General features: G+C 52.7%; 11 protein-coding genes. 1 reads left to right on the forward strand and 10 read right to left on the reverse strand.

Features of this window, described 5'->3' with window-relative positions; genetic code table 11:
• Position 1 precedes the first annotated feature (1 nt).
• The 3 genes from Q9292_RS02565 to katG form a co-directional block, all read right to left on the reverse strand.
• Positions 2–2,692, reverse strand: a complete 2,691-nt coding sequence (locus tag Q9292_RS02565; protein ID WP_313984412.1) for an AsmA family protein — start codon at positions 2,690–2,692, stop codon at positions 2–4.
• A 19-nt stretch (positions 2,693–2,711) separates the two neighbouring features.
• On the reverse strand, positions 2,712–3,515 hold the full coding sequence (locus Q9292_RS02570; protein WP_194749581.1) for an undecaprenyl-diphosphate phosphatase: 804 nt from the start codon (positions 3,513–3,515) through the stop codon (positions 2,712–2,714).
• A 208-nt stretch (positions 3,516–3,723) separates the two neighbouring features.
• Positions 3,724–5,904, reverse strand: a complete 2,181-nt coding sequence (katG, locus tag Q9292_RS02575; RefSeq protein ID WP_313984416.1) for a catalase/peroxidase HPI — start codon at positions 5,902–5,904, stop codon at positions 3,724–3,726.
• 321 nt (positions 5,905–6,225) lie between these two features.
• Here katG and Q9292_RS02580 point away from each other — a divergent pair, with 321 nt between their 5' ends.
• Positions 6,226–7,131, forward strand: coding sequence for a hydrogen peroxide-inducible genes activator (locus tag Q9292_RS02580; RefSeq protein ID WP_275357322.1), 906 nt, complete (start codon positions 6,226–6,228; stop codon positions 7,129–7,131).
• Between the two features lie 12 nt (positions 7,132–7,143).
• Here Q9292_RS02580 and Q9292_RS02585 read toward each other — a convergent pair whose 3' ends face one another.
• From Q9292_RS02585 to dsbD, 7 genes are all read right to left on the reverse strand, one after another.
• On the reverse strand, positions 7,144–7,989 hold the full coding sequence (locus Q9292_RS02585) for a DUF3426 domain-containing protein (protein WP_313984421.1): 846 nt from the start codon (positions 7,987–7,989) through the stop codon (positions 7,144–7,146).
• On the reverse strand, positions 7,980–8,882 hold the full coding sequence (gene prmA, locus Q9292_RS02590; RefSeq protein WP_313984424.1) for a 50S ribosomal protein L11 methyltransferase: 903 nt from the start codon (positions 8,880–8,882) through the stop codon (positions 7,980–7,982). The genes Q9292_RS02585 and prmA overlap by 10 nt, the downstream gene beginning before the upstream one ends.
• Before the next feature lie 2 nt (positions 8,883–8,884).
• Positions 8,885–10,234 (reverse strand): acetyl-CoA carboxylase biotin carboxylase subunit, encoded by a 1,350-nt coding sequence (gene accC / locus Q9292_RS02595; protein ID WP_194749586.1) that lies wholly within the window; start codon positions 10,232–10,234, stop codon positions 8,885–8,887.
• A gap of 112 nt (positions 10,235–10,346) precedes the next feature.
• The gene (accB, locus tag Q9292_RS02600; protein ID WP_194749587.1) at positions 10,347–10,799 is read right to left on the reverse strand and encodes an acetyl-CoA carboxylase biotin carboxyl carrier protein; all 453 of its coding nucleotides are present in this window, start codon (positions 10,797–10,799) and stop codon (positions 10,347–10,349) included.
• A 32-nt stretch (positions 10,800–10,831) separates the two neighbouring features.
• On the reverse strand, positions 10,832–11,269 hold the full coding sequence (gene aroQ / locus Q9292_RS02605) for a type II 3-dehydroquinate dehydratase (RefSeq protein WP_275357328.1): 438 nt from the start codon (positions 11,267–11,269) through the stop codon (positions 10,832–10,834).
• Between the two features lie 190 nt (positions 11,270–11,459).
• Positions 11,460–11,996, reverse strand: a complete 537-nt coding sequence (locus tag Q9292_RS02610) for a TlpA disulfide reductase family protein (RefSeq protein ID WP_313984431.1) — start codon at positions 11,994–11,996, stop codon at positions 11,460–11,462.
• Positions 11,989–13,761 (reverse strand): protein-disulfide reductase DsbD, encoded by a 1,773-nt coding sequence (dsbD, locus tag Q9292_RS02615; RefSeq protein ID WP_313985765.1) that lies wholly within the window; start codon positions 13,759–13,761, stop codon positions 11,989–11,991. The genes Q9292_RS02610 and dsbD overlap by 8 nt, the downstream gene beginning before the upstream one ends.
• Positions 13,762–13,765: the final 4 nt, after the last annotated feature.

Genomic DNA, 13,765 nt, shown 5'->3' on the forward strand with positions numbered 1-13,765 from the left:
CCTAAAAATTCAGCAGCTTTTTGAGTGCTTTTTGTTTGAGCTGGTCCACGGGCTTGGCAGGCTCAGTGCTATTACCACCTTCAGGATTGGCAGCCTCGCTACCGCTATTCCCCGGCGTTTTTCCATTCAGCAACCCTTTAAGAGCTTCGGCCTTGTCTCCGCCGATTTTCTCAGTCAAGGCGTCCATAGCCACCGATTTGGCCAGTGCCTGACCTAAAGCCGCCATATCAACACCGAATTTTGGCGCACTAAAACTACCGGTGACCTTCACCGGAATGCCAAGACTGCCTAATTGCTCAGCCTCTTTACCGCCCTGCCCCTTGAGCGAATTCACCAAAGTAGGCTTGGCGAGATAGTTGATCTGTTCTTTGCCTATATCAATATCGCCTTTGCTTTCGCCTTTAGTCAACCGAAAAACCGGTGCCTTCATGGCCAGATCATCATTGTGAGCCACGCCATTCTTGATATTAAAACTGGCGGTCAGCTCACTAAAGTCAGTTTTTTTACTTTTATCTGCGTCTGCGCTGGATTGACCCTTGAGCAAGTTGAGCTTGCTTTTCGCCTCGCGGATAGTTCCGGCCAGATCAAACCCTTTAACGGCGCCATCGGCCATGCGTAAATCAACCGAGCCGCCCAGTGACTTTTTTAGTGCAGTCACCGTATTTCCTTGCGCGGTCACGTTCACATTCAAATTGCCGTTACCAGATAGCATGTCATTGTTGATGGTATCGACTAACAACGGGCCGACAGCGATGTTTTGCAGGCTTTGCTGTATGGTGACTGCAGGCGTGGCACGTGCATCCAGCTTGACGGCACCGCGCACCGTGCCTTGATAGACATCGGCATTGAGTGGATTCAGGCTAGCCAAGCCCTCCTGCGCTTTCAGTCCAATATTGAGGTTTTTGGCTTCGGTTTTGCCATATTTCAACCAGCCAATGCGGATGTTGCCCTGCGCATTGAGCGCCTTCAAGGCAGACAAATCCAGCGGCTGCTCCGCTTGCGCGGTTTTCTCGGCAGGCTTGGCCGTCGCTTCGCTCGCCTTGGCTTCTGCAGCAGGCAGATAACGGTTCAAATCCAGCTTGTCGATGTTGAGATCAAAGGTATACAGCGGTTTACTAAACTGGCTAATGCCAACATTGCCCTGGATACGGCTGTCATCCAGTTTGACATCCAGGCCCTGCAAAGCCAGCTTCTGGCCATCGGCCTTGATGCCCACGTTCAGGCCAGTCAGGGTATAGGGGCTGTATAAAATCTTGCCGATATTGATACTGCCATCAAGGAATAAGGTTTTTAACGCGCTCAAATCGGCAGGTTTGTCTGCTTGCGCGCGATTGGCATTTGGGCTGGCAACGGTTTCTTTTTTAGGCTTGGCCTTGCCCAGCAACGCATTCAGGTTCAAGGTGTCGGCGTGCACTTTAAAACCTATATGCGGCGTCGCAAACCCTGCCACGCGCACATCGCCATTGAGCTTGGTTTCCGCCAAGCTCAAATCAAACGTGGTGTTAACTTGCTCTTGCTTCACGTTTGCGTTGAGGGCCAACTTGAACTGCCCTTGCATGGTTCCATTCGGCAAGGCGGGGTCTTTAATATCAAATTTGCCTGCCAGCGCAGGCACTTCAAACATCAAGTCGGCCAGATTGGCGGTCACAGGCGAAGCAAAATGCCCTTCAACCTTGCGTGCACCGGCATTCAGACTAACATCCGCGGTCAACCCTTTGCTTTCGACGGTTTGCTGGTTGCCTTTTAATTCGGCCAAGACCACGGCCAGATCGAGATCGCCGTTGCCATCTTTTTGCTTGAGTGACAAGGTAACCTTGTCACTGCTGATGAGTTGCGGATTGACGGCAAGCGCAGGCGCCTGCAGGCTGACTGCGCGCTCGGCACCTTTAAAAGTACCTTGCATCGCCAACTTGAGATCAGAAACATCCAGGGCAGTGTTAGCGGCATCCACATCAATGCCCCCTTGCGCCGTAACCGTCACCGCCTGGCCATCTAGCAAGGCGCCTTTGAGCTGCGCACCCAGACCCTTGATCGCAAAGTGCTTGGCTTCCGGATCGGCCATGACATTGGCTTTAATCAACGCCTTGGCATCCACGACGGGCTGGTTTGCCGTCAGATGGAAATCGGTCGCAATATCAAACGGCTTTTTCAGTGCCACCTGGCCGGTGGTGAGGTTTAGCTGGTCAACTGAATACTTGGCACCGCTTTTCTCATTCGTAAAACTGGCCTCAGTATTGGTGATTTTAATGCCTTGCACATCAAAGTTGATCTGCTGTGACTCTTCTTCCTCTTTGCTCAGCAGATCATCAAAGTTGAAGCTGCCATCAGCATGCTGGATGACATTGACCTGCGCGCCATCCAGATAGACCGTATCGACGACAATTTCTTTTTTGAGCAAGGGCAGCACGGCCAATGCCACTTTTGCGCTTTTAATCGCGGCAAACTGTTGTTCTGACTGATGCTCGGACAAGCTGATTGCACCTAAATCGGCGCCGATTTTTGGCCAGAAACTCAGCTTGATGTCACCTTTGATGTCTAGCGTACGCTGTTTCTTGTCTTTGACCAGTTGAATGATAGTCGACTTGTAATCGTTGGGATTAAACGTCGCAGCCAGATAAACCACCAGCAACAGCAACACCGCCAGGATGGCGGCAAGCACATAAGCTATCTTTTTAAACAGCGCACGGTTCATGCATACACCTTAAAACAAATTAATGTGCAAAGAAAACCAGCACCAGAATGCCAAACACGATACGGTACCAGGCAAACACGGCAAACGAATGCTGGGCGACAAATCGGATCAGGGCGCGAATCACCACCAAGGCTGACAAAAATGAGACCACAAAACCGATCAAAAAGATCAATGCATCGTCCACAGACAGTAAGTCACGGGCTTGATAGAGGTCGAGCCCGGTGGCTGCGAACATGATGGGCAAGGCTAAAAAGAATGAAAACTCAGTCGCGGTCTGACGGCTCAGGCCAAAAAACATGCCGCCCAGAATGGTCGCGCCTGAACGTGACATGCCCGGAAACAATGCCAGCGATTGCGCAAAGCCAATCTGCAAGGCTTGCTTGGCTGAAATCTGGTCGATATCCCGCGTATTACCTGCTGGCACAAATTTTTCAATCAGCAAAATTAATACTCCACCCACGACCAGTGCGATGCCAACGGTGAAGGAGGAAAATAAATACTCTTTAATCTGGTGATGAAATGCCAGGCCAATCAAGGCGGCAGGTAAAAAAGCAATAATGAGATTGCGCACAAAGTGCTGGGCGTTGGTATCCGTTTGAATGCGCTGCACGGTATGCCAGAGCCGTTGCCGGTATTCGACACAGACCGCCAGAATCGCGCCCAGCTGAATGATGATCTCAAACACATCACGTTTATCTTTAGAGAGAAAGTCCAGCCACTCCCCGGTAATGATCAGATGCCCTGTACTACTCACAGGAATAAACTCGGTCGCGCCTTCGACCAGGCCCATGATCACGGCCTTCAGCATCAAATAGATATCCATGCAGTTATTCTAACAGACAGTTTTGCAGACTTGCCGTGGCCATAGAAATTTCACGATTGAAAATGCATGGGCGCACGTTGCTTACGCCTGGAAAATGTCCGTGATACGCATCATGACCCATGTCTGCATACATACTAAGCCATCAATAAAAAAGCGCCTTGATCCCTCAAGGCGCTTGGCATGACGACAGAGTCACAGAAATTTTTAATTATTTAAGATCAAAACGATCCGCATGCATGACCTTGGTCCAGGCGGCGACAAAGTCGTGCACAAACTTCTGCTTGGCATCATCTTGTGCATACACCTCGGCATAAGAACGCAGGATGGAGTTGGAGCCAAACACCAGATCCACACGGGTAGCCGTCCATTTAACTGCACCTGTGTCACGCTCACGGACTTCATACAGGTTGTTGCCAGCAGGCACCCAGGTGTAGCGCATATCGGTCAGGTTGACAAAAAAGTCATTGCTGAGCACACCGGGCTGATCGGTAAATACACCGTGCTTGCTACCACCGTGGTTGGTATCCAGCACACGCATCCCACCCACAAGGACGGTCATTTCTGGTGCAGTCAGACCCATCAGCTGGGTACGGTCCAGCAGCATTTCTTCTGCCGAGGGCACGTAGTCGGCCTTGAGCCAGTTGCGGTAACCATCATGCACAGGTTCCAGCACCTCAAAAGACTCAATGTCTGTCTGCTCTGCCGTCGCATCACCACGGCCTGCAACAAACGGTACCGTGATGTTCACTCCGGCGGCTTGGGCGGCTTGCTCAACGGCAGCAGAACCACCGAGGACAATCAGGTCAGCGATGCTGACAGGTTTGCCAAAGCCCTGCTGTATGCCTTCGAGCACGGTCAGCACTTTTTGCAGTCTGACGGGCTCGTTGCCTACCCAGTCTTTTTGTGGCGCCAGACGAATACGTGCACCATTTGCGCCCCCGCGGTAGTCTGAGGCACGGAAAGTACGTGCGCTATCCCAAGCGGTCGCGACCAGTTCTGCGGTGCTTAAGCCGCTCGCCAGAATGTGTGCTTTGAGTGCAGCAATGTCTGTCTCGCTGATGGCTGAACCTGCAGGCACCGGATCTTGCCATATCAGATCCTCTTGCGGCACATCCGGGCCGATGTAACGGGCTTTGGGACCCATGTCACGGTGTGTCAGCTTGAACCAGGCACGGGCAAACACTTCAGAGAAATACGCCTGGTCGTCACGGAATCGCTCCGAGATTTTGCGGTAAATCGGGTCCTTGATCATGGCCATATCCGCATCTGTCATGATGGGGTTATAACGAATGCTAGGATCCTCGACATCGACTGGCTTGTCTTCTTCCTTGATGTTCACGGGTTCCCATTGCCACGCACCGGCCGGGCTCTTTTTAAGTTCCCAGTCATGGTTAAACAGCATGGCAAAGTAACCGTTATCCCATTGGGTCGGGTGTGTAGTCCAGGCACCTTCAATGCCGCTGGTCACCGTATCCCGGCCCACTCCGCGTCTGGTGTGGTTGTTCCAGCCCATCCCCTGCTCATGTACGTCGGCGGCTTCCGGGTCGACACCAAGGTTGCTGGCCTGACCGTTCCCGTGTGCTTTGCCCACCGTGTGGCCGCCTGCCGTCAACGCTACCGTTTCCTCGTCGTTCATCGCCATGCGGGCAAAGGTAACGCGGATATCCTGCGCGGTTTTCAGCGGATCAGGGTTGCCATCCACGCCTTCCGGGTTCACATAAATCAGGCCCATCATCACGGCAGCCAGCGGGTTTTCGAGGTCACGCTGACCAGAATAACGACTACCTTCGCTACCGGTTTTTGCCAGCCATTCTTTTTCATTGCCCCAGTAGATATCTTTTTCCGGATGCCAGATATCCTCACGACCAAAAGCGAATCCGAAAGTCTTGAGGCCCATGGATTCATAGGCAATGGTGCCCGCAAGTACAATCAGGTCCGCCCAGGAGATCTTGTTGCCATATTTTTTCTTGATCGGCCACAGCAGGCGGCGCGCTTTATCTAGATTGACGTTATCAGGCCAGCTGTTGAGTGGTGCAAAGCGCTGGTTACCTGTACCTGCGCCACCACGGCCATCTGCTACGCGATAAGTCCCGGCGGCGTGCCAGGCCATGCGAATCATCAAGCCACCATAATGACCCCAATCTGCAGGCCACCATGCCTGACTGTCCGTCATCAAGGCATGCATGTCCTTTTTAAGCGCATCTACATCCAGCGTGGATACTTCCTGTCTATAGTCAAATGACTCACCAAGCGGATTGGTTTTACGATCATGTTGATGCAAGATATCCAGATTGAGGGCGTTCGGCCACCAATTCGTATTGGTTTGTGCGGTTGTCGTGATTGCGCCATGCGCGAATGGGCACTTGGCGCCCGTGTTTTGATTCTGCATGTGTTAGCTCCTTGTTGTTAATTGATGAGTGCGGCAAAAAATTCATCAAGACTCAAATATACTACGCCTTGATTGTTACGATAATAATTTGATATAAAATAAACTACAGAGTTAAAAACTGGCAGCGTAAGCGGCTAAAGCTTCCTGCCACACGGCTGATTCCTGATTAAGCCAGGTCCACATCTTGTCTCCTTATGTTGTCATCCATGCATCGCATTCTAGGGCGCTCCATTTAATTTGTATAATTGTATGTTTTGATATTATTGATTAATAAAATTAATGTATATAGACTAGTGATGGTGAAAACAGCGAGACAAGCAAATGACCTTGATTGAATTAAAGTTTGTATTGGCGGTGGCGCAAGAGAGAAACTTCAGACGCGCAGCAGAAAAATGTTTTGTGACCCAGCCGGCGCTCAGTCTGGGCATCAAAAAACTGGAAGAAGAGCTGGGTGTCTCTCTGTTTGAACGTAACCGCAACGAGGTGACCCCCACCGAAATTGGTGAGCAGATTATTGCACAAGCCAATATCGTGCTGGAGCAAGCAGCCAAGATTAAAGAGATGGCGAAACACGGTAACGATCCGCTCAACGGCCTGTTCAAGCTGGGCATGATTCACTCGGTCGGGCCTTATCTGTTACCCGAAATCATTCCGCCACTCATCCAGGTGGCGCCGCAGATGCCGCTGGAGGTTGAGGAAAACATCACGGCGACCCTGGAGCAGCAGCTGAAGAACGGGCTCATCGATGCGGCTGTAGTCGCCTTACCGTTTGATGTGCCGGGCATTGAAACCTTGCCACTGTATGACGAGGACTTTAATGTCGTCGTACCCGTGAGTCACGCCTGGGCCAAGCGCACATCGGTCGAGGCGGATGAATTGAGCCAGGAGAAAGTGTTATTGCTCAACACCGGGCATTGCTTCAGCAATCAGGTAACCCAGGCTTGCCCAGAGCTCAGCCGTAAAGGCGAAGTGTTACAGGGCAATTCGCTGGAAACAATCAGAAATATGGTGGCTTCGAATTTGGGTATCACGGTGCTGCCAGCCATGGCAACTGCGGCGCGCTATCAGAACGCGCTGATTCGCGTGATCCCGTTTACCCGCCCTGCCCCTAGCCGACGTATTGCGCTGGCCTGGCGCAAAAGTTTTGTGCGCAAAGAGGCGATTGAAATATTAGGAAAAGTGATGGCTGAAGTGGGCGCTGCGCAACAACAGATTGACCCGGTTTAGGTGCACAAACAACTAGTAGGCAATGGCGACGCGAAAACCCGTTACCAGTTTTTCGTCTACACCTAACAACACTTTGGCGGACTGCTCTTGCAAGGCCGCCAAGCCATTGCTGGCATCGACCGTCTTGGGCAGATAGTCTTCCGGCTTGAGCGTTTTGCGCAATACCGGCTCATCAGCCGTATTGGTCAAAGTCAGCTCTATCATCGGATAGGCCTGTCGCACCTCACCGTGATTCATGAGCACACTGGAAAACACGAGCACGCCGGCGCGTGTCTTGTGCTCTTGAATATCCGCATCATCTATCGTCAATTGCGCAATATCTCTAGGCAAGCCCACTTCACAATGCAGTGGCTTACATAGCGCTTGCAGCCATGGTTTGGTGTGCGGGTAACTGGCGGCAAGCGTGGTGCGAGAGAAATACAGTGTTTGCAGAAAAAAAGTCACCAGCAGCAGGACAGAAAGCAGGCTATATGCCCAAGGGGTGGCGGGCGTCACCCGGGATTGCGGGCGCTCATCCTCGAGTGAAACGTCACGCAGAAAAGCTGGGATTTCAGGCTCAATCGCCTCGTCAGGCCGAATAGACAGCTCCGGCATGACTGCTTCAAACGGCTCGTCAGGCACCGGATGCGCCTGTGCGGCCTCGGCACTCACCTGAAAGTAAATCGCGGCATCGCTGGCAGGCTGGGGATCTACCGCCTCGCTTGCAGCAGTGGCAGCAGATGACGACAGCAAATGCGAGCGCGCATCAAACACATGGTCACATTCACCGCAGCGCACCTTGCCAGCATAGGCCTGCAATTGCTCGTCAGTGACTTCAAATTGTGTTTGGCAGGCCGGGCAGGCCGTAATCAAGGACATTTTCTGGTTCCCGTCAGCAAGACCCATCCATCTTGCTGGATGGTGGCATCCATTTCAAACCACTCGGCATAATGCGCCAGCAACATCTGCTGCTGGCTCTCCAATATGCCGGATAATGCAACTTTACCGCCAGTTTTGCAAGATTTGGCAATCACTGGGGCCAGCACCATCAAGGCGCTGGAGAGAATATTAGCCACGACCAGATCAAACGGCTCATGCAGGTATTCGGCAGAGTCATAAAAAATGGCCTCGACCTGGTTATTGAGCGCGTTATCACGACTGGCAATCACTGCCTGCGGGTCAATATCAACGCCTGTGGCGGTGTTGGCGCCCAGTTTTTTGGCGGCAATCGCCAAAATGCCTGAGCCACATCCGTAATCAAGGACATTGGCACTGCGCAACAGTGTTTCAGGTAATTGCGCCAACCAGCTCAAACACAAATGCGTGGTCGGATGACTGCCAGTGCCAAATGCCAGGCCCGGATCCAGCACAATATTGATCGCCTCCGCATTCGGCGCCTCATGCCAGGAAGGCACGATCCACAATCTATCGGTCACGCGGATAGGGTCAAACTGCGCTTGCGTGGCCCGCACCCAATCCTGCTCCTCGATCTGCTCTAACTGATATTTGAGACCATCCAGTTGCAGCTCGGCTTGTACACGGGCCAGTAGACCCTGGACATCGGCTTCTGCATCCAGCATGGCCGTGACAATGTTTTGCTGCCAGATGCCGGGCGGGGGATCCCCCGGCTCGCCAAAAATTGCCTGCTCGGCCAAGGTGTCAGCGTGCGCATCTTCAATGCTGACGGACAACGCACCCTGCTCCATCAGCACATCGCTGAGTGCCTCGGCCTGCGGCTCGGTTGATTGAATTTTAAGTAACAGCCAATGCAAAATTATTTCGAGCTGATACCCAGCTTCTGCTCCAGATAGTGAATGCTGGTGCCGCCCTGCTGGAAAGCCAAGTCGGCCATCAGATCAGAATGCAGCGCAGTATTGGTTTTAATGCCTTCGACATACATCTCGGACAAGGCCACGCGCATTCTGGCAATCGCCTGTTCGCGTGTCGCACCGTGTGTAATCAGCTTGCCTATCATCGAGTCATAATGCGGTGGCACGGTATAGCCGCCATACACATGCGTATCCATGCGTACGCCAGGGCCGCCGGGCATATGAAAGCGATTGATAAAGCCTGGTGAAGGCACAAAGGTATAAGGATCCTCGGCGTTAATCCGGCATTCGATGGCATGGCCATTGAGCACGATATCGCGCTGACGGAACGGCAGCTTCTCACCAGCAGCGATGAAGATCTGCTGCTGAACCAGGTCGATACCCGTGATCATTTCAGTGACGGTATGCTCCACCTGCAAGCGGGTGTTCATCTCAATAAAGTAGAACTCGCCATTTTCATACAGGAACTCGAAGGTGCCGGCGCCACGGTAACCAATCTTGCGGCAGGCCTCGGCACAACGCTCACCAATTTTGTCGCGCAGTCTTTCTGGCAACAAGGGCGAGGGTGCTTCTTCAATAATTTTTTGATGGCGGCGCTGCATGGAGCAATCGCGGTCACCCAAGAACACGGCGTTGCCATGCTGGTCAGCCAGAATCTGGATCTCGATATGACGCGGGTTTTCAAGGAATTTTTCCATGTAAACCATCGGGTTGCCAAAAGCAGCCTGTGCCTCGGCTTTGGTCATATTGACCGCATTGAGCAAGGCGGCTTCGGTATGCACCACGCGCATGCCACGACCACCACCGCCACCCGCTGCCTTAATAATCACCGGGTAGCCTACGCGCTTGGCCGTTTTAATGATTTCAGCCGGATCATCATTCAGCGCACCATCTGAGCCAGGCACACATGGCACACCCGCCGCTTTCATGGAGTCCTTGGCAGACACCTTGTCACCCATCAGGCGAATGGTCTCTGCGCGGGGGCCGATAAAGACAAAACCGCTTTGTTCAACCCGCTCGGCAAAGTCGGCATTCTCGGATAAAAAGCCATACCCGGGGTGAATCGCTTGCGCATCCGTTACTTCAGCCGCACTGATCACGGCAGGAATATTCAGGTAGCTTTTTGCAGAAGGTGCTGGGCCAATACAAACAGACTCATCGGCCAGCTTCACATATTTGGCATCACGGTCAGCCTCAGAGTGCACAGCCACCGTTTTAATCCCCAACTCACGACAAGCACGTTGCACGCGCAAGGCAATTTCGCCGCGGTTGGCAATCAGGATTTTCTCGAACATTATTTACTCCGCGTCTCAATAGCCGCTAGACAATTAAACTTCGTTGCTGCGAAACCCGCAGAGGGCTGCTGGTCGCCGCCACGGGCAATCAGTACTTTTTCAACCATCACGATTAACCAATCAGGAACAGAGGCTCGCCGTATTCCACAGGCTGACCGTTTTCAACGAAAATCTTTTTAATCGTGCCCGCATATTCACTCTCAATTTCGTTGAGCAGCTTCATGGCTTCAATAATGCACAGGGTGTCCCCTGTATTGACAGTGCTACCAACATCGACGAACGCTTTTGCATCTGGAGAAGACGCGCGATAGAACGTACCGACCATCGGTGATTTAACTACCGTGCCTTCTAGCACTTCTGCCGCTGCAACGGCGGGAGCAGCGGCTGCTGCGGGTGCTGCTGCAGGCGCGGAAACAGGCGCAGCGACATATTGAGTCACTGGTGCAGCACCCGGTGCCATGGCGCGACTGATACGTACCTTCTCTTCACCCTCAGTCAGTTCCAGCTCGGAAATCCCCGATTCCTCGACCAGATCAATCAGTTTTTTGAGTTTGCGTAAATCCATATTAGCCTCGAATGTAAATGTTTTAAATGTTATTAGCGTTGTTGGATGTAGCGATAGGCGGCGTAGTATCCCTCTGCGCCCAAACCGCAGATGACGGCGGTTGCCAGATCGCTGAAATAAGAATGATGCCGGAATGACTCGCGGGCATGCACATTGGAGAGATGCACTTCAATGAATGGAATGTTCACTGCCGAAAGGGCATCCCTGATGGCAATAGAAGTATGCGTGAAGGCGGCAGGATTGATAATGACGTAATCCACCCGGTTCACAGACAATGCATGAATTTTCTCTATGATCTCCGCCTCAGAGTTGCTCTGAAAGGATTCAAGACGTACCTGATCGGCCCGCGCCAATTCCAGCAGATGCTGGTTGATATCTGCAAGCGTTTGGCTACCGTAGTGCTGTGGCTCACGTGTCCCCAGCATATTCAAGTTGGGTCCATGTATCACCAGGATGGATTTGGCGCCCATTTCAGATGCCTCTCAAAGAGAAAAATACAACCTTCATGGCGTCGAAGTTTGCCGAAGTTATTGCATTTTGTCCAGTAAAATTCGCAATTTGGAACAAATGGAAAGTCGCCAAAACGGCAGCAACTGGTACAGATCAGGCGACAAACCTAAGCCATAAGCGGCCTGTTTGCGCACAGAACTGGGCAGGCATTTAAGGCAAGTTGAGTGCTTTTTGCAGCATTTGGCGATTGACTCTGCCGAAGAAGGTGTGTGTCACTTGGCCGTTGGCAGAAATCACCACGGTGTAAGGTAATACGCCTTTGGTGTTGCCCAGTTGCTCGGCCAAAGGCATGCCTTCGTTCTCGGCAATTAACAAAGGATAACTGACGGGCGTACTCTCCGCGAACTCATGCACAGCGGCTGCCTCGTCAATGGCCAGGCCTAATACTGCAATTTCGGAGTGTTCGGCCGCCAGCGCTGAGATTTCGGGCATTTCTTCACGGCAAGGCTCACACCATGTCGCCCAAAAATTCATGATCACAGGCTTGCCTTTAAAGCTTGAAAGCGCATACTCCCTGCCACCAGCATCCTGCAAACCGACGCTCCATACCGCGTCAGGTACCATCATCGCCGTTTGAGTAGGGGCAGACGTCATCCATTGATCACGGTGAAGGTAAAGCCAACGGAATCCGCTACCGAGAACAACGATCAGTAATATCGTCATGACCAAACGCGCAATATTATGCATGTGCAGACTTCTCCATGGCGCTTAAAGGCAATTTGCGCAAACGGTCAAGAAATTGTGTGGCGTCCTGATAGCCTTTGATCACAGGTTGCAACGGCCGTCCCTGCGCATCAAAAAACACGATCCCTGGCGGCCCGAACAATTCAAAGCGCTTGAGCAATGCGGCATCTTCCGCCCGGTTTTCGGTCACATCTGCCTGCAACAGCACCACATCTTTGAGCGCAGCCCGCACTTCTGGCTGGCTAAAGACAAACTGCTCATATTCTTTGCACGAGACACACCAGTCTGCGTAAAAATCCAGCATCACGGGTTTGCCCCGCGCGGCCGCAAGCGCATTTTCGAGCGCTTGTACACTTTGCACGCGTTTGAATGGCAGTGCTTGCACATCCGTCGCCGAAGCAGACATGACCCTTTGCAAAGGTTGTAGCGGTGAGCGTGCACCCGACCAGGCACCGACCAGCAGCGCGGCGCCATAAAGCAGCAACATGACCGCAAATCCCTTGCAAAGACGCGCGGTGCTCCCCGCATCCGCAGGCAAAGGGTCTATTGCGCGCAGGTAAATGGCCGGGACAATACACAAGGCCGCCCATAAAACCAGTTGCGCTGACACAGGCAGCAACGGGCTGACGATCCAGACCGAGACAGCCAACATCAACACCCCAAACAAACGACGAACGGCATTCATCCATTCGCCCGCCTTGGGCAAGACCGTGCCCGCTGATGCGCCAATCAGCAATAACGGTACGCCCATGCCCAGCGACAATGAAAACAATGCCACCGCGCCCAGCACCACATCATGCGTCTGGCTGATATAAAGCAGCGCACCCGCCAGCGGCGCAGCGACACAAGGGCTGATGATCAAGGCAGATATGGCCCCCATCAAGAAATCGCTGGCCAGATGACCACCCTTGAAACGACTGCTCCAGTTAAAAAAGTAATTTTCAACCGCTGACGGCAGTTTGAGCTCGTAAAAGCCGAACATGGAGAATGAGAGCACCACAAAAATCAGGGCACCGATGATCAGGGCGGCAGGCGTTTGCAGCGCGCTGCTCAAGAGTTGCCCAGAGAGCCCGGCGGCGACGCCAGCCAGGGTATAAGTCAGGCACATACCCAGCGTGTATGCCAATGACAAAGTAAACGCCTTGCCACGCGACACATGGGCATTTTTGCCCACAATAATCCCAGACAAAATAGGAATCATGGGGAACACGCAAGGGGTGAATGCCAGCAACAGGCCTGCACCAAAAAAGCCTGCCACAATCTGCCACCAGTGGCCAGAGGCCAAAAGCTTGCCAGAAAACTCGTCCTCACTCTCCGCGTTGACGGGCTGTGCACTGCGAATATTATTCGCCGAGGCAACCGCGTCCAATGCAAGTGATTTGGTTTGTGGGGGATAACACAGGCCTTTTTCACTACAGCCTTGATAGCGTACTTGCAACACCTGAGGGGCGGCCCCTGCAAACGTGACCTCGGCCACGGTATCGTGGTGAAACACCTGCTGTTCGCCAAAATTGGGATCATGCTTGGTTTCACCGGCTGGCAAGCTGAGCTGTGTCGTGTCGCTGGCCGGTAAGAGTTGTATGCGGCCTCTATATAAATAGTGGCCTGGTGCTACAGTAAACCGGATCTGGGCATGCGTGGCATCCGTCAGTGCCGCATCGACCTTGAATGCCTGATCGACAGGCAAAAAATCTTCGCTGCTATCTTCAGTGAATAGTTTTGAGAATTGTGACGCCGCGTGCACAGGCAACACCATCACGCACAACATGACC

Origin of the sequence: Methylophilus sp. VKM B-3414, assembly GCF_032248435.1 — a bacterium.
Taxonomy (GTDB): Bacteria; Pseudomonadota; Gammaproteobacteria; order Burkholderiales; family Methylophilaceae; genus Methylophilus; species Methylophilus glucosoxydans.